The sequence below is a fragment of the Methylobacterium sp. E-025 genome, assembly GCF_022829705.1.
Taxonomy (GTDB): domain Bacteria; phylum Pseudomonadota; class Alphaproteobacteria; order Rhizobiales; family Beijerinckiaceae; genus Methylobacterium.
Window position 1 is genome coordinate 16,280 of the sequence record NZ_JAKSYR010000113.1, and the last position, 15,005, is coordinate 31,284.

General features: G+C 71.0%; 15 protein-coding genes. 7 read left to right on the forward strand and 8 right to left on the reverse strand.

Annotated elements, in window-relative coordinates:
- Positions 1-32: 32 nt before the first annotated feature.
- The 4 genes from poxB to lepA form a co-directional block, all read right to left on the reverse strand.
- Positions 33-1,766: a ubiquinone-dependent pyruvate dehydrogenase gene (poxB, locus tag MKK64_RS15950; protein WP_243935876.1), complete on the reverse strand. Its 1,734-nt coding sequence runs from the start codon at positions 1,764-1,766 to the stop codon at positions 33-35.
- 133 nt (positions 1,767-1,899) lie between these two features.
- On the reverse strand, positions 1,900-2,247 hold the full coding sequence (locus MKK64_RS15955) for a DUF86 domain-containing protein (protein WP_243935877.1): 348 nt from the start codon (positions 2,245-2,247) through the stop codon (positions 1,900-1,902).
- Complete coding sequence (locus tag MKK64_RS15960; protein ID WP_243935878.1) at positions 2,247-2,540, reverse strand: nucleotidyltransferase family protein; 294 nt, start codon at positions 2,538-2,540, stop codon at positions 2,247-2,249. The genes MKK64_RS15955 and MKK64_RS15960 overlap by 1 nt, the downstream gene beginning before the upstream one ends.
- A gap of 106 nt (positions 2,541-2,646) precedes the next feature.
- Positions 2,647-4,452, reverse strand: a complete 1,806-nt coding sequence (gene lepA, locus MKK64_RS15965; protein ID WP_147726221.1) for a translation elongation factor 4 — start codon at positions 4,450-4,452, stop codon at positions 2,647-2,649.
- Between the two features lie 271 nt (positions 4,453-4,723).
- On the opposite strand from lepA, the gene MKK64_RS15970 reads away from it, so the two are divergent.
- The gene (locus tag MKK64_RS15970; protein WP_147842983.1) at positions 4,724-4,987 is read left to right on the forward strand and encodes a hypothetical protein; all 264 of its coding nucleotides are present in this window, start codon (positions 4,724-4,726) and stop codon (positions 4,985-4,987) included.
- A 59-nt stretch (positions 4,988-5,046) separates the two neighbouring features.
- Here the strand turns inward: MKK64_RS15970 and MKK64_RS15975 are convergent, their stop codons facing one another.
- Positions 5,047-5,844 carry a HugZ family protein gene (locus MKK64_RS15975; protein WP_243935879.1) on the reverse strand — a complete coding sequence of 266 codons (798 nt, stop codon included), beginning with the start codon at positions 5,842-5,844 and terminating at the stop codon, positions 5,047-5,049.
- 302 nt (positions 5,845-6,146) lie between these two features.
- Here MKK64_RS15975 and MKK64_RS15980 point away from each other — a divergent pair, with 302 nt between their 5' ends.
- From MKK64_RS15980 to MKK64_RS16000, 5 genes are all read left to right on the forward strand, one after another.
- A complete protein-coding gene (locus MKK64_RS15980; RefSeq protein ID WP_147728688.1) occupies positions 6,147-6,857 on the forward strand; it encodes a response regulator transcription factor in 711 nt (236 codons plus the stop codon).
- Positions 6,858-6,877: 20 nt separating this feature from the next.
- Positions 6,878-8,683 (forward strand): sensor histidine kinase, encoded by a 1,806-nt coding sequence (locus MKK64_RS15985; protein ID WP_147842981.1) that lies wholly within the window; start codon positions 6,878-6,880, stop codon positions 8,681-8,683.
- Positions 8,684-8,691: 8 nt separating this feature from the next.
- A complete protein-coding gene (locus tag MKK64_RS15990) occupies positions 8,692-9,228 on the forward strand; it encodes a hypothetical protein (protein WP_313898916.1) in 537 nt (178 codons plus the stop codon).
- 124 nt (positions 9,229-9,352) lie between these two features.
- Positions 9,353-9,754 (forward strand): PTS sugar transporter subunit IIA, encoded by a 402-nt coding sequence (locus MKK64_RS15995; RefSeq protein WP_147728692.1) that lies wholly within the window; start codon positions 9,353-9,355, stop codon positions 9,752-9,754.
- 126 nt (positions 9,755-9,880) lie between these two features.
- Positions 9,881-10,201 carry an HPr family phosphocarrier protein gene (locus MKK64_RS16000; RefSeq protein ID WP_147728691.1) on the forward strand — a complete coding sequence of 107 codons (321 nt, stop codon included), beginning with the start codon at positions 9,881-9,883 and terminating at the stop codon, positions 10,199-10,201.
- A gap of 4 nt (positions 10,202-10,205) precedes the next feature.
- Here the strand turns inward: MKK64_RS16000 and MKK64_RS16005 are convergent, their stop codons facing one another.
- The 3 genes from MKK64_RS16005 to MKK64_RS16015 form a co-directional block, all read right to left on the reverse strand.
- A complete protein-coding gene (locus MKK64_RS16005; protein WP_243935882.1) occupies positions 10,206-11,096 on the reverse strand; it encodes a hypothetical protein in 891 nt (296 codons plus the stop codon).
- 107 nt (positions 11,097-11,203) lie between these two features.
- Positions 11,204-12,274 carry a CobW family GTP-binding protein gene (locus MKK64_RS16010; protein WP_243935884.1) on the reverse strand — a complete coding sequence of 357 codons (1,071 nt, stop codon included), beginning with the start codon at positions 12,272-12,274 and terminating at the stop codon, positions 11,204-11,206.
- A gap of 48 nt (positions 12,275-12,322) precedes the next feature.
- The gene (locus MKK64_RS16015) at positions 12,323-13,837 is read right to left on the reverse strand and encodes a D-alanyl-D-alanine carboxypeptidase family protein (RefSeq protein WP_243934419.1); all 1,515 of its coding nucleotides are present in this window, start codon (positions 13,835-13,837) and stop codon (positions 12,323-12,325) included.
- Positions 13,838-14,089: 252 nt separating this feature from the next.
- On the opposite strand from MKK64_RS16015, the gene queE reads away from it, so the two are divergent.
- A complete protein-coding gene (gene queE, locus MKK64_RS16020; RefSeq protein WP_243935886.1) occupies positions 14,090-14,722 on the forward strand; it encodes a 7-carboxy-7-deazaguanine synthase in 633 nt (210 codons plus the stop codon).
- The last annotated feature ends 283 nt before the right edge of the window (positions 14,723-15,005 follow it).

Here is a 15,005-nt window from a genome sequence, read left to right on the forward strand (position 1 = left end):
CGCGGCGCGCCCTGGAACGATTTCAATCCGGTCTATCGAAGCAGGTTGGTCTTGGCGAGGTCGAGGACCGCGTCACCGCGTCCGCTCATCACCGCGCGCAGCATGTAGAGGCTGAAACCCTTGACCTGCTGCCCGTCGATCTTGGGCGGGATCGACAGCTCGTTGCGCGCCACCGCCACGTCGAGCAGCGACGGGCCGTCGAAGGCCAGGAACTCGCGGATCGCGCCTTCCAGCTCGCCGGGATCCTCGACGCGGATCGCGAAGATGCCGGCCGCCCGCGACATCGCGGCGAAGTCCGGGTTGTCCAGCGCGACGCCGGTCTCGAGGTAGCCCGCGGCCTTCATCTCCATCTCGACGAAGCCGAGCGAGCCGTTGTTGAACACCACCACCTTCAGCGGCAGCCGATGCTGGCGCAGCGTCAGGAAGTCGCCCATCAGCATGCTGAAGCCGCCGTCGCCGCACAGCGCGATCACCTCGCGCCGGGGCGAGGCGGCCTGGACGCCGATGCCCTGCACCATGGCGTTGGCCATCGAGCCGTGCACCCAGGAGCCGATGAGGCGGCGCCGGCCGTTCATCTTGAGGTAGCGCGCCGCCCAGATCGTCGGGGTGCCGACGTCGGCGGTGAAGACCGCGTCGTCGGCGGCCGCCTCACTTAAGAGACGGGTGAGGTGCTGCGGGTGGATCGGCTTGCGCCCGGGCTTGCCCTCCGCCAGCTCGTCGAGGCCGGCGCGCGCCTTGGCGTAGTGCTTGAGGCTGCCGTCGAGCCAGGCGCGGTCGGTCTTGACCGCAAGCTTCGGCAGCAGCGCCTGGATTGTGGCGCCGACGTCGCCGACGAGGCCGAGGTCGAGCCGGCAGCGGCGCCCGAGCTCCTCCGGGCGCAGGTCCACCTGCGCCACCTTCGCGTCGGCCGGGTAGAACTGCTTGTAGGGAAAGCCGGTGCCGAGCATCAGCAGGGTCTCGCAGCCGTGCATGGCCGCGTAGCCGGACGAGAACCCGATCAGCCCGGTCATGCCGACGTCGTAGGGGTTGTCGTACTCGACGTATTCCTTGCCGCCGAGCGCGTGGACGATCGGGCTCTTCAGGGCCTCGGCCAGCTGCAGCAGCTCGGCATGCGCGCCCGCGCAGCCCCGGCCGCAGAGCAGCGTGATCTTCTTCGCGCCGTTGAGGAGCGCGGCGAGCGCGTCCAGGTCGGCCTCGGCCGGCCGCACCACGGGCTTCGGGGGCACGAGGCCGGCCTTCGTCGCGACCGCGCGGGCCGGCGCGTCCTTGAGCGCGACGTCGCCGGGGATGACGACGACCGCGACGCCGCGCTGCCCGATCGCGGCGCGCATCGCGTTCTCCAGCACGTAGGGAAGCTGGGCGGGGTCGGAGACCTGCTCGCAGTAGTGGCTGCAGCCGCGGAACAGCTCGGTCGGGTGCGTCTCCTGGAAGTAGCCCGAGCCGATCTCGGCCGACGGGATGTGCGCCACGATCGCCAGGACGGGCGTGCGCGAGCGGTGGCAATCGTAGAGGCCGTTGATGAGGTGGACGTGGCCGGGGCCGCACGAGCCGGCGCAGACCGCGAGCTCGCCGGTGATCTGGCTCTCGGCGCCGGCGGCGAAGGCCCCGGATTCCTCGTGGCGGACGTGGATCCACGCGATCACGCCGCGGGCCCGGATCGCCTCGGTGATCGCGTTCAGGCTGTCGCCGACGACCCCGTAGATGCGCCGGACGCCGGCCTCCTGCAGGGTCTCGACGACGTGGTCGGCGACGGTGGTGATCCGCATCGGTTCGGCTCCGGTTTTCGGAGGGCGAACCTTTTGCGGTGCAGCGCGGTTCCGGCTCGTGGATCGGGGCCGGTGACGGATGCCGCGTTCGCCACGACGTCGCGCCGATAGCGGGCGTCGCGCGCAGCGCCGCTCAGCCGGCCGACGCCTCGCTCAGGATCGCCGCGATGATCGGGCGAAGCTCGGGAAGCGACACCGTCGCGATCTTCCAAAGGATGAGGTCGTCGATGCGATTGTACTCGTGCCGAAGCTTGTTGCCGACGGCTGCGATCTCGGACCACGGTACGGACGGAAAGCGTGTCTTCGCATCCGGCGGCACGTGCCGGCTCGCTTCCGATACGATCTCGACACATCGTTCGACGGCGAGGCGCATCACCAAGTCCATGCGATAATCGGCCAACGTTCGTCCCGCGACGATGTCCGCCGCCGCGTCGATCATCGTCAGGATGTCCGTGAGGCGCGCAATCGCCGACCGCTTCATCACAGGACCTGGATGGCCTCGCGTTCGATCTCGGCCCGCAATTGCGGATGCAGCCCTTCCCGCGTCGTCAGGTCGACCCGGCAGCCGAGGGCTTGAGTCAGGTAGGCCTCCGTCCTGAACAATTCGACGAAGCCGAACCGTTCGTATTGCGGGTCGACGAACAGGTCGACGTCGCTGTCGAGGCCGGCCTCGTCACGGGCGACGGAGCCGAAAAGGTAGAGCGCGAGTATGCCGGCCTCCTGAAGATGCCCCGCCCGCTCAGTCAGTCTGGCGATCACTTCGCTGCGCTGCATCGCGTATCACCGTCACCCGGCACGACGGCCGCGCCGCCGGTACAACGCGTGGGGCGCCGCACCGATTCCGTCGCACGGCCCAGTGAACCCCAGGGCGCCGAAAAGCTCAATCGTCCATCTTCAGCGCGGCGATGAACGCCTCCTGCGGGATCTCGACGCGCCCGAACTGGCGCATCTTCTTCTTGCCTTCCTTCTGCTTGTCCAGGAGCTTGCGCTTGCGCGAGATGTCGCCGCCGTAGCACTTGGCGGTCACGTCCTTGGACAGCGCCTTGATGGTCTCGCGGGCGATGATCTTGCCGCCGAGCGCCGCCTGGACCGGGATCTGGAACAGGTGGCGCGGGATCAGGTCCTTCAGCTTCTCGCACATGGCGCGGCCGCGATGCTCGGCGCGGGAGCGGTGGACCAGCATCGAGAGGGCGTCGACCGGCTCGGCGTTGACGAGGATCGACATCTTGACGAGGTCGCCCTCGCGATAATCGGAGATGTGGTAGTCGAACGACGCGTAGCCCTTCGAGATCGACTTGAGGCGGTCGTAGAAGTCGAACACCACCTCGTTCAGCGGCAGGTCGTAGACGACCATGGCGCGCTTGCCCACGTAGTTGAGGTCGACCTGCGTGCCGCGCCGGTCCTGGCACAGCTTGAGCACGCCGCCGAGGTAGTCGTCCGGCGTGAGGATGGTGGCGCGGATCCACGGCTCCTCGATCGCCGTGATCTTCATCACGTCGGGCATGTCGGCCGGGTTGTGCAGCTCCTTCACCGTGCCGTCGGTCATCTGAAGGTGGTAGACGACGGAGGGCGCGGTCGAGATCAGGTCGAGATTGAACTCGCGCTCCAGGCGCTCCTGGATGATCTCGAGGTGCAGGAGCCCGAGGAAGCCGCAGCGGAAGCCGAAGCCGAGCGCGGCGGAGGTCTCCATCTCGTAGGAGAACGACGCGTCGTTGAGCCGGAGCTTGCTCATGGCGCTGCGCAGGGTCTCGAACTCGGCCGCGTCGACGGGGAACAGCCCGCAGAACACCACCGACTGCACGTCCTTGAAGCCCGGCAGCATCTCCTTGCACGGGCGCTTGTCCTCCGTGAGCGTGTCGCCGACGCGGGTGTCGGCGACCTCCTTGATCGAGCCGGTGAAGAAGCCGACCTCGCCCGGCCCGAGCTCGCCGATGTCGGCCATCTTCGGCCGGAACACGCCGATCTTGTCGACGCCGTGCACCGCGTCGGCCCGCATCATGCGGATGTTCATGCCCTTCTTGAGCACGCCGTCGACGATGCGCACCAGCACGACGACGCCGAGGTAGACGTCGTACCAGCTGTCCACCAGCAGCGCCTTGAGGGGCGCGTCGCGGTCGCCCTTGGGCGGCGGCAGGCGCTTGACGATGGCCTCCAGCACCGCCTCGATGTTGAGGCCGCTCTTGGCCGAGATCGCGACCGCTTCCGAGGCGTCAATGCCGATCACCTCCTCGATCTGCGCGCGGATGCGCTCCGGCTCGGCGGCCGGCAGGTCGATCTTGTTGAGGACCGGGACGATCTCGTGGTTGGCGTCGAGCGCCTGGTAGACGTTGGCCAGCGTCTGCGCCTCGACGCCCTGGCTCGCATCCACCACCAGCAGCGAGCCCTCGCAGGCGGCGAGCGAGCGCGAGACCTCGTAGGCGAAGTCGACGTGGCCGGGCGTGTCCATCAGGTTGAGGACGTAGTTCTTGCCGTCCTCGGCCTTGTATTCCAGGCGCACGGTCTGCGCCTTGATGGTGATTCCGCGCTCCTTCTCGATGTCCATCGAGTCGAGCATCTGCTCGCTCATGTCGCGCAGCGCCACGGTGCCCGTCGTCTGGATCAGGCGGTCGGCGAGCGTCGACTTGCCGTGGTCGATATGCGCGACGATCGAGAAGTTGCGGATGTTGTCGATCGGCGTAGTCGTCATCGATGCTGATCTCCGGCGCGCGTGCGGCCGGCCGAAGGGCCATCGCTGCGCGCCGTCTGATGTGAGGAGGCGGTGTCGGTCGCCCGCGGGATAGCAGCCGCGGGGGAGAGCGCCAAGCGCGGGCGTCGTCGCGGGGCGAAAGAGGGCGTGCAGACCCGCTCAGCGCCGCGCTCCGCGCCTCGGCCCTTCGGTTTCCGCACGTTCCGCCCTATCTAGAGAGCTTCCCTCCGCGCAATCCCGTGCCTTGGGCTACGAAGCGGAAGGCCCCCGAATGGCTCGCACTCCCCCCAACGGGCGCTCGCCCAGCATCTCGATGTCGGACTTCAACGCGCGGGTGAAGCGCGTGCTGGAAGGCAACGAGGAAGTCACCCGCGGCGCGCCGCGCGCGACGCCCGGCTGGAGCCGCCGCCGCACCCGGCCCTCGCCCGGCGCCGAAGCTCAGCCCGAGCCGGAGGCCGCCGAAGCCGAGACCGAGGACGCCGAGACGGACGGCGACGAGGCCGAGACGGAAAAGCCGGCCGCCGAAGAGGTCTGAGGCCCCTTTCCCCGTCGTCGGCCCGCGCGGCATGCCGGCCGAGCGGGGATGCCTGGGCTTCAGGGCCGCGGCGTCTCGGCCGCCGCCCTCGCTTCGGCGGCCATGACCACGAGGACCTTGCGCAAGGCGCCCATGTCGCGGACCGTGTCCGGGAACGTCACCCGCGCGGTCCGGTCGCCGGCCAGCAGGTCCATGCCCTCCGGGTCGAGCCCGGTGAGGCGCCACGCGGCCGTTCCCTCCGAGGCCGCGTAGAGCGCCAGCGCGTCGGCGTGGTCGGCGTTCATGTGCTCGATCGCGCCGCGCTCGCCGGCCACGATCGCCTCCGCGCCGGCGAGATCCAGAAGCAGCTCGGCCCGCGTCAGCGTCGCCGCCTTGGCGAAGCCGCCGTTGAGGTGGCCCGCCGTCGGCGCGATCGCGAAGAACCCGAAATCGGGGAAGTCGGCGTAGAGCGCAGCCTTCGGGTGCCGGGCGAGGAAGCGGGCCCGCGCGCGCAGCTCGTCGGTCCGCAGGCCACGCCCGACGACGGTCAGCCGCGGGTGGGCGAGCGGATCGCCCTTGCCGCCGGCCGAGAACAGCAGCGAGCAGCGCGGGTCGGCGAGCAGGTTGCGGGTGTGGGCCGAGAGCTGGGACAGCAGCATCAGCGGCGTGCCGTCGACGTCGGTGGCGATGGTCACCAGCGAGGCGAACGGCGTGCCGTCGGCATCGAGGGTCGCCAGCGCGCCGGAGCGGATGCTGCGCAGCAGGCGCCGCGACAGGCCGATCGCGTCGAACGGGGCCTGGGCCGCCGGAAGCGGCCGCGCCGGCCCGCGCGGCCCGCTCGATTCGGCCCCGCCCACGCTGTCGGATGTCTCTGCCATCGCGCCCGTCGCTCCCCGAAGCGGCGTCGGAAAAACGCCGCGCCCGCCGCATCATAGGGCGAAATCGCGGCCGCCGACGAGGCCGGGGGGACGCGGCGCATCGCCCGGATACGGCCAAGCTACCATGGCCGCTCGCTTTTTTCGAAACTTCGGCTTAAAGCACCAGACCTTCCGCGCGAAACGGACACGGTCATACGACTCGTCGTCGCGTTCGCGTTTTTGCCTGCCCCGTCCGGGGCCGGAGGCGGCGACGCAGGCCCTCGTCACGCGCCCGCACCGCCCCGTTCAGTCAAGGAACGCGCATGCCGACCATCGCCCTCGTCGACGACGACCGCAACATCCTCACCTCGGTGTCGATCGCCCTGGAGACCGAAGGCTACCGGATCCAGACCTACACCGACGGCGCCTCGGCCCTCGACGGGCTCAAGCACTCGCCGCCCGACCTCGCGATCTTCGACATCAAGATGCCGCGCATGGACGGGATGGAGCTTCTCAGGCGCCTGCGGCAGAAATCGGACCTTCCCGTGATCTTCCTGACCTCGAAGGACGAGGAGATCGACGAGCTGTTCGGCCTCAAGATGGGCGCCGACGACTTCATCCATAAGCCGTTCTCGCAGCGGCTGCTGGTCGAGCGGGTGAAGGCGGTGCTGCGCCGCTTCGCCCCGAAGGACGGCCCGGGCGCCGCCGCCCGCGAGGCGGACGCCGCCGCCCGCTCGCTCGAGCGCGGCTCGCTGATGATGGACCCGGAGCGCCACACCTGCACCTGGAAGGGCGAGCCGGTGACCCTGACGGTGACCGAGTTCCTGATCCTGCAGGCGCTCGCCCACCGTCCGGGCGTCGTGAAGAGCCGCAACGCGCTGATGGACGCGGCCTACGACGACCAGGTCTACGTCGACGACCGCACCATCGACAGCCACATCAAGCGCCTGCGCAAGAAGTTCAAGGTGACCGACACCGCGTTCGACATGATCGAGACGCTCTACGGCGTCGGCTACCGCTTCAAGGAAGGCTGAAGCTCCGCGCCCCGCCCCGAATGCCTCGATCGCTTCTCGAACACCGGACCGTCGTGACGTCGCAGACCGATGAAGAGCCGCGCCGCGGCCCGCTCGCATGGCCGCGGGCCTCCTGGGATGCGATCGGTCAGCGGGCCTCGTCGAGCCTGACCCGCCGCATCGTCGTGCTCAACCTCGTCGGGCTGATCGCGCTGCTCGTCGGGTTCCTGTACCTGAACCAGTTCCGGCAGGGGCTGATCCAGGCCCGCGTGCAGAGCCTGGCGATCCAGGGCGACATCATCGCCGGCGCCATCGCCTCCTCGGCCTCGGTCGATACCGGGACGATCCGGATCGACCCCGACAAGCTGCTGCAGCAGCAGGCGGGCGAGGGCAGCAACGCGCCGGACGAGGAATCGCAGCCGCTCGCCTTCTCGCTCAACCCGGAGCAGGTCGCGCCGCTCCTGCGCCGCCTCGTGACCCCGACGGGCAACCGCGCGCGGGTCTACGACAGCGAGGGCGGCCTGCTGTTCGACACGCGCTCGCTGTTCAACCGGCCCGAGGGCGCCGCGGGTGCACCCCAGATCCGCAAGCGCTCCCTGCTCGAGCGCGCCTTCGAGGTCGCGCAAGCGTGGAGCTTCGGCCTGTTCGGCGAGCGGGTGAAGCCGCAGGAGGAGATCGGGCCGACGAACGGCCATTCCCTGCGCGAGGTCCAGACCGCCCTGAACGGCGCCCGCGGCAGCCTCGTGCGCCGCAACGGGCTCGGCGAGACCACGGTGTCGGTCGCCGTGCCGATCCAGCGCTCGGGGGCGGTGCGCGGCGCGCTGCTGCTCTCGACGCAGGGCGACGCGATCGACCGCGTCATCGCCTCGGAGCGGTTCGGCCTGTTCCAGGTCTTCCTCGTCGCCGCGATGGTGATGGTGGTGCTCTCGATCCTGCTCGCCGGCGCCATCGCCGGCCCGGTGCGGCGGCTGGCGGAGGCCGCCGAGAAGGTGCGCATGGGGATCAAGACCCGCGAGGAGATCCCCGACTTCACCAGCCGCACCGACGAGATCGGCCACCTCTCGGGCGCCCTGCGGGACATGACGCAGGCGCTCTACCGGCGCATCGACGCGATCGAGAGCTTCGCCGCCGACGTCAGCCACGAGCTGAAGAACCCGCTGACCTCCCTGCGCAGCGCGGTCGAGACCCTGCCGCTCGCCCGCAACGACGATTCGCGCAGCCGGCTGATGGCGATCATCCAGCACGACGTGAAGCGCCTCGACCGCCTGATCAGCGACATCGCCGACGCCTCGCGGCTCGACGCCGAGCTCGCCCGCGCCGAGGCGCGCAAGGTCGACCTGCGCAAGCTCCTGACCACGGTGGTCTCGGTCGCCAACGAGCGCAAGCGCCCCAAGGACTGCCTGATCCAGCTCGACGTCGACGCGCCGGCCGGCGACCAGGACACGCCGTTCGCGATCATCGGGCACGACAGCCGCCTCGGGCAGGTGGTGAACAACCTCCTCGACAACGCCCGCTCGTTCTCGCCGACCGAGGCGAAGGTGCGCGTGGCGCTGCGCCGGGTGCGCGGCGACATCGAGCTGATCTGCGAGGACGAGGGGCCGGGCATTCCCGAGCACGCCCTCGAGCGGATCTTCGAGCGCTTCTACACCGACCGTCCCGAGCAGGGCTTCGGCCAGAACTCGGGGCTCGGCCTCTCGATCTCCCGTCAGATCGTCCAGGCGCATCGCGGCTCGATCCGCGCCGAGAACCGCCCCGGCCCGGCGGACGAGGACGGCGAGCCGACGGTCCGCGGCGCCCGATTCATCGTGCGGATCCCGGCGGCGCCGCGGCAGTTGTCGGCGGCGTGATCGGGCCGGTGCGCCGCGCATCGCACGATGCGACGGATGCGGAGCGTGTCACCGTGCACGCCACCTGCGTCGTGGTCGGCGAGGCGGGCGTGCTGCTCCGCGGCGAGGCGGGCGCCGGCAAGTCGAGCCTCGCCCTGGCGCTGATCGAGTGGGCCACCCTTCGGGGCGGCTTCGCGGCCCTGGTCGGCGACGACCGGGTGCGCCTCGCGCGGTGCCACGGGCGCGTCGTGGCACGCCCGCATCCCGCCATCGCCGGGCGGATCGAGATCCGCGGCCACGGGATCGTCGCGGTGGAGAGCGTCGAGGCCTGCGTCCTGCGGCTCGTCGTCGACCTCGTCGCCGGCGAGCCGCGCCTGCCCGATGCGCCGGATGGCGAGGCCACGATCCTCCGCATCGCCCTGCCCGCGCTCCGGATCGACCGCGCGGTGCGCGAGGCCGGCCTCGCACCCGGCCTGGTGCTCGCGGAACGGGCATTGGCCGGGCTCAGCGTGTCTTCGCAGTCGCACACGGCGCTTCCCGTCGACCGGACCCGCGCGGCCCCGTAGCGCGGTGCTCACTTGCGTGGCATGATCGCGGCGACGGGCGATCAAAACGTCGCGACTGCCTTGAGCCTGTGCGTGCAATGCACAACATGGCGGACTCGTTCACAGGACACCGGAATACGTGTCGATGATTGGCATGGTGCTCGTCACCCACGGACTGCTCGCGACCGAATTCAGGGCCGCATTGGAGCACGTGGTTGGCCCTCAGAAGCAGATCGAAACCATCACGATCGGTCCGGAAGACGACATGGAGCTTCGGCGGCGGGACATCATGTCGGCGGTCGGCCGGGTGAATACCGGAACCGGCGTCGTCGTGCTGACCGACATGTTCGGCGGCACGCCGTCGAACCTCGCGCTGTCCTGCATGAACGGCGGCGCCGTCGAGGTGGTGGCGGGCATCAACCTGCCGATGCTGATCAAGCTCGCCAGCGTCCGCGATGCGGAATCCCTCGGCGACGCGGTGCTCCACGCCCAGGAAGCCGGCCGCAAGTACATCAACGTCGCCTCGCGCGTTCTCGCCGGCAAATAGTCTTCCCCGTCATCTTGCCGTCCCGACCGCCGACCCGCTACGCACGGTGAGGGCCGCGCCGTGCGCGCGCCGATTCAGGCCGACGCGAATCGCAGCGCGGCGACGGACAGGGAAGCGCGCCGGGGGATGGACGACCTCTTCGAGCCCGACGACGAGCCGCCGCCCGTGCCCGACGGCGGCTTCCTGCGGCGCCTGCCGATCATCAACCGACGCGGCCTGCACGCGCGGGCATCCGCCAAGTTCGTCCAGACCGTCGAGCGCTTCGACGCTCAGGTCACGGTGACCCGCGCCGGCGAGACGGTGGGCGGCCGCTCGATCATGGGGCTGCTGACGCTCGGCGCGGCGCAGGGCACCCATGTGATGGTCACCGCCGTCGGAGCCGACGCCGAGCCCTGCCTCGCGGCGATCGAGGCGCTGCTCGCCGACAGGTTCGGCGAGGACGAGTAGCGCGTCACACCCGCGCCGCGCGCCGCCAGACCACGGCGCGGGCGCCCGCGCCGAGGTGGAGCGTGCCGGCGACAAGCTCCCCGGCGCGGCGGGCGAGCTCGATCCGCATCTGCCCGCGGCGGGCGAACAGGCGGGTCACCACCCGCACCATCGACGCCTCCGACGGATCGGCGATGATCGGGCGCGCTGCGTGGCGCGCGTCCAGCGCGAGGAATTCCTCGACCGCGGACGGGATCAGGCCCGGGGCGGACACCTGTTCGACCTCGGCCGCCGCGTCGTCCCCGGCGCGCACGCCGATCACGCAGTCGGCGGGAATGGTCCGGCGCCGGCCCTCATGGGTGGCGGCGAGGACCGGGCGCGGGGCGTCGCCCTGGGTCGGCAGGCGCGTCGGCGCCCCGAGCCGCAGGGGCCGGCGCAGGCCCGCGAGCCGGCCGCGGACCGCGGCCTCGACGGGCTCCGCCCGCGACCCGTCGATCAGGGCGGCCGCGGGGTCCGGGAGGCCCGGCGGCTGCCACAGGTCGGCCCGGCCCCGCCCCCAGATCGGGTGAGGCATCGCCATCGGCATCACCCCGTGGAGCGCCGCGCGGCCGTTGCCGTCCCGGTCCCAGGCCAGGGCGAAGGCGATGGTCCGGCCGCCGGATTGATGGCGGGCGGCGCTCAGCACGTAATCCGGATCGACTCGCGGATCGGTGATCGCGTTGCGCGTCATCAGCGCCCGCCAGGCGGCGACCGCATCGTCGTCGACGGTGCCGGCACGGTGGAGGTCGACGCGCCAGCGCGACGCCGCATGTCCGTTCGAAGCCGCCTCCTCGGACGCCCGCGCGACGGGATGGCCGATCGCCGCCGCGTCGGGGACCGCCTGCCCGCCCTGGATGACCGTGAAGCCGTGCATCATGGCACCTGCGTCCCGCATTCGAGAGGAACCGTCCCACTCTGGAACGTTCGGCACCCCTGGAGGCGCCCTTTGGGGTGCGGGCTTCAAGGATGATGCCGCGGGAGCCGTCAGCCGCCGGGAATGGCAAGCGGGTTGTCGGTGAGCGCCGCCGCATCCGGCGTGTCGATCCGCGGGCGGCCGAGGAAGGCGTCCCAGAGCCGGATGACGAAGTTCGGGTCGAGGTCGCGGACGATCAGGACGAGGCGCGAGGTGCGGTCGTCGTCGGGCCAGGCCGGCAGGGTGACGGGGGCGTGCACCACGTGCTGGACGCCGTGGACCACCACCGGCCGGTCGGGATCGTCGGCGATCGCGACGAGGCCCTTCAGGCGCAGCAGCTTCGGGCCGTGGCTTCCCCGAAGCAGGTCGAGGAACATCTCGAAGGACGCGCGCGGCACCGGCACGTCGCTCGTCAGCGAGAAGGCGCGGATCGCCGCGTCGTGCCGGTTCACGTCGTGAGCGTGCCCGTCCGCCTCCGGCACGGCTCCGAGCCAGGCCTGCACGTCGGCGGCCTTGCCGTCGAGGCCGAACAGGCCGCCGAGCAGCGTCTCGGCGGGGACGTCGGGCGGATCGATCGGTGCGGCCGGGTTGAGGGCGTGCAGGCGCGCCCGCAGCGAACCGGTGTCGCCGGCCAGATCCGCCTTCGCGAGGACGATCCGGTCGGCCACCGCCACCTGCCGCACCGCCTCCGGGTGGGCGTCGAGCGTGTCGAACCCGTTGACCGCGTCCACCACGGTGACGACGCCCTGCAGCCGGTACCGCATCACGAGGTAGGGGTGGTAGATCAACGCGTGCAGGATCGGCGCGGGGTCGGCGAGGCCGGTGGTCTCGATCACGACCCGGCGGAACGGCGTGATCCGGCCGTTGTCGCGCTTGCGCAGCAGGTCTTCCAGCGTCGCGATCAGGTCGCCGCGCACGGTGCAGCACAGGCAGCCGGCGCCGAGCAGGACCATGTTCTCGTCGATCGCCTCGATCAGCAGGTGATCGAGGCCGATCTCGCCGAACTCGTTGACGATGACGACCGTGTCGGCGAGCGCCGGATCGCGCAGCATCCGGTTGAGCAGCGTGGTCTTGCCGGCTCCGAGGAAGCCGGTGAGCACGGTGAGCGGGATCGGGTCCGGTCGGCGGGGAGCGTCGGTCATGCCGCCGGCCTAGCGCGGCCGGGCGGCGGGCTCAATCGCGCGCGCCGATCACTCGTCCGCGGATTCGGCCGACTTGGCCGCGTTGGGCTTGGGCTTCGCGCCGGCCTTCGGCTTGGTCTGCACGGATTTGGCCACCGCGGGCTTGCCGCCCTTCTGCGTCACCGCCGTCGCCGGCTTGGCGTGGGTCGGCGGCTTGTGCTTGGCCTCCGGCATGCCGGACACGTCGACCGAGGTGTAGGCGCTGGCCGCGCGGGGCACGGCGCCGGCGATCGCGGCCTTCGCCTTGCCCTGGTCCTTCCCCTGGGCCTTTGCCTGGGTCTTGGCTTCCGCGGCCGCGGCGCGCTTCTGCTTGGCCGCCTCGAGCGCCGCCTCGCGCTTGGCCTTGGCGGCCTCGAGCTTCGCCTCGCGCGTGGCGGCGGCGGCGGCCTTCTCGGCCTCGGCCTGCTCGTTGAGCATGATCTGCCCCTCCGCCGGGTCGCGGCCGATCCAGACCAGGATCGGCTGCAGCGGGGCGCGCGGCGGCAGGGTGCGGTTGCGCGCGGCGGCGCCGTTGAGCGTCGCCAGGGTCAGCGCGGGCGAGGACAGGCCGGCGGCGCCGAGGAACTGCGCGCCGGCGTTGTCGGCGTTTCCGGCGATGGCGCCGGGGCCCTCGTCGATCGGCATCGGCTTCTTGCGGTCGCAGATGTAGGGCCGCATGTCGGGCGGCGCGCCGATGGCGGAGGCGGGCAACGCGTCGAGCGTCTGCGCGGTCCATCCGGCCGACTGGCCGAAGCCGTAATCGAACAGGTCGGCGGCCTTGAGGTCGCGCTCGCGCGCGCTCGGGCTGCCCATCACGATGGTGAGGATGCGCCGGCCGTTGCGGTTGGCGCTGGCGACCACGTTGAAGCCGCCGGCGCAGATGAAGCCGGTCTTCATCCCGTCGACGCCGGCATAGCGCCCGAGCAGGCCGTTGTGGTTGGCCATCACCGAGCGGCCGAACTGGATCGCCGAGATCGAGAACAGGTCGTGCGAGTCGGGGAAGTCGCGCAGCAGCGCGCGGCCGAGCACCGCCATGTCGCGGGCCGAGGTCCATTGCCGGGGGTCGGGCAGGCCGTTCGGGTTGTACCAGCGACTCTCGCGCATGCCGATCCGGCGCGCGGTCTCGTTCATCATGTCGGCGAAGCCGTCGATCGTGCCGCCGAGGGTCTCGCCGATCGCCCAGGCCACGTCGTTGGCCGACTTGACCATGATGATCTTCAGCGCGTTGTCGAGGGTGAGCTGCGTGCCCGGCTTGAAGCCCATCTTCGAGGGCGGCTCGGCGGCGGCGGCGGCCGAGATCGTGATCATCGAGTCGAGCGAGACCTTGCCCTGCCGCACCAGGTCGAGGGCGACGTAGGTGGTCATCAGCTTGGTGATCGAGGCCGGGTACCAGGGGTCGGTCGCCCCCTGCGCGTAGAGCACCTTGCCGGAATCCACCTCCACCACGAGGACGGGTGCGGTCACGGCGTCGGCCGCCTGCGCAGCGAGCAGGCCGGCGAGCGTGGCGAGCCCCAGGGTGAGGCGCCTCAGGAAACGGTTCGACATCGACCCCGACTCAAAGCAGTGGAACGCCGCGCCGGCACCGGGCCCGATGCCGTCCCTCTCGCGGCCGCGAAGGAGGGCCCTGAGAACGTCGGCCGTTCAACGCGGGCACCGTGGCGAGAGCATGGCGGATCTTCGCGCGTCCACCGCCGCGATGTGGCGTTGCGGCACCGGCGCGCCTATGTGCTGTCGCGCGACGATCTTTTCAGGACAGGACGATGCCCCGGCCGTCATCGGCTCGGGCCCGGCGGGACGATGGCGTACGCGGTCAAGGAACTCTTCCACACGCTCCAGGGCGAGGGCGCGCAGGCCGGGCGGGCGGCGGTGTTCTGCCGGTTCGCCGGCTGCAATCTCTGGTCCGGCCGCGAGGCGGACCGGGCCGAGGCGGTCTGCCAGTTCTGCGACACGGCCTTCGTCGGCACCGACGGCGAGGGCGGCGGAAAGTTCGCGACCGCCGACCACCTCGCGGATGCGATCGCGCGGACCTGGGAGGGCGGTCCCCACGCGCACTATGTCGTCTTCACGGGAGGAGAGCCGCTGCTGCAGCTCGACCCCGAGCTGATCGCGGCCGTCCACGCCCGCGGCTTCGCGATCGCGGTCGAGACCAACGGGACGCTCGCGGTACCGGAAGGGATCGACTGGATCTGCGTCAGCCCCAAGGCCGGTGCGCCGCTGGTGCAGCGACGCGGCGACGAGCTCAAGCTCGTCTTCCCGCAGGCCGACCTCGCGCCGGAGACGGTCGCCGACCTCGATTTCCACCATCGCTGGCTCCAGCCGATGGACGGGCCGGACCGGATCGCCAACACCGGCGCCGCCGTCGCCTATTGCCGCGCGGATGCCCGCTGGCGGCTCTCGCTCCAGACGCACAAGATGATCGGGATCCCGTGAGCGCGCGCCCGCCGAGCCGATCCGTCGGCGGCCCGATTTCACCGGGCGGTTAATCCAACGATCAACTGCTAGTTGTAATTTCAGGCGCGCGCGCGGATCGTCGCGGTCATGGCCCGGATCCGTCGGTTCCCTCGGATTGCCGAGCCTTGACAACTTGCGGGAATGTTTGGAAGCCCCGTCGCGATGGGCGGGACAGGCGCCGAGGCTCGGTCCGGGGCGGTGTCCGGCGCGAGCGCGGCGCATTCGGGGAGCGTGCGATGGATGTGATCGAGACCCGGGTTCC

Excerpts from the sequence above, each read along its gene's own strand:
- poxB (WP_243935876.1), bottom strand. The coding sequence starts at position 1,766 with ATGCGGATCACCACCGTCGCCGACCACGTCGTCGAGACCCTGCAGGAG.
- MKK64_RS15955 (WP_243935877.1), bottom strand. The coding sequence starts at position 2,247 with ATGAAGCGGTCGGCGATTGCGCGCCTCACGGACATCCTGACGATGATC.
- MKK64_RS15960 (WP_243935878.1), bottom strand. The coding sequence starts at position 2,540 with ATGCAGCGCAGCGAAGTGATCGCCAGACTGACTGAGCGGGCGGGGCAT.
- lepA (WP_147726221.1), bottom strand. The coding sequence starts at position 4,452 with ATGACGACTACGCCGATCGACAACATCCGCAACTTCTCGATCGTCGCG.
- MKK64_RS15970 (WP_147842983.1), top strand. The coding sequence starts at position 4,724 with ATGGCTCGCACTCCCCCCAACGGGCGCTCGCCCAGCATCTCGATGTCG.
- MKK64_RS15975 (WP_243935879.1), bottom strand. The coding sequence starts at position 5,844 with ATGGCAGAGACATCCGACAGCGTGGGCGGGGCCGAATCGAGCGGGCCG.
- MKK64_RS15980 (WP_147728688.1), top strand. The coding sequence starts at position 6,147 with ATGCCGACCATCGCCCTCGTCGACGACGACCGCAACATCCTCACCTCG.
- MKK64_RS15985 (WP_147842981.1), top strand. The coding sequence starts at position 6,878 with ATGCCTCGATCGCTTCTCGAACACCGGACCGTCGTGACGTCGCAGACC.
- MKK64_RS15995 (WP_147728692.1), top strand. The coding sequence starts at position 9,353 with ATGATTGGCATGGTGCTCGTCACCCACGGACTGCTCGCGACCGAATTC.
- MKK64_RS16000 (WP_147728691.1), top strand. The coding sequence starts at position 9,881 with ATGGACGACCTCTTCGAGCCCGACGACGAGCCGCCGCCCGTGCCCGAC.
- MKK64_RS16005 (WP_243935882.1), bottom strand. The coding sequence starts at position 11,096 with ATGATGCACGGCTTCACGGTCATCCAGGGCGGGCAGGCGGTCCCCGAC.
- MKK64_RS16010 (WP_243935884.1), bottom strand. The coding sequence starts at position 12,274 with ATGACCGACGCTCCCCGCCGACCGGACCCGATCCCGCTCACCGTGCTC.
- MKK64_RS16015 (WP_243934419.1), bottom strand. The coding sequence starts at position 13,837 with ATGTCGAACCGTTTCCTGAGGCGCCTCACCCTGGGGCTCGCCACGCTC.
- queE (WP_243935886.1), top strand. The coding sequence starts at position 14,090 with ATGGCGTACGCGGTCAAGGAACTCTTCCACACGCTCCAGGGCGAGGGC.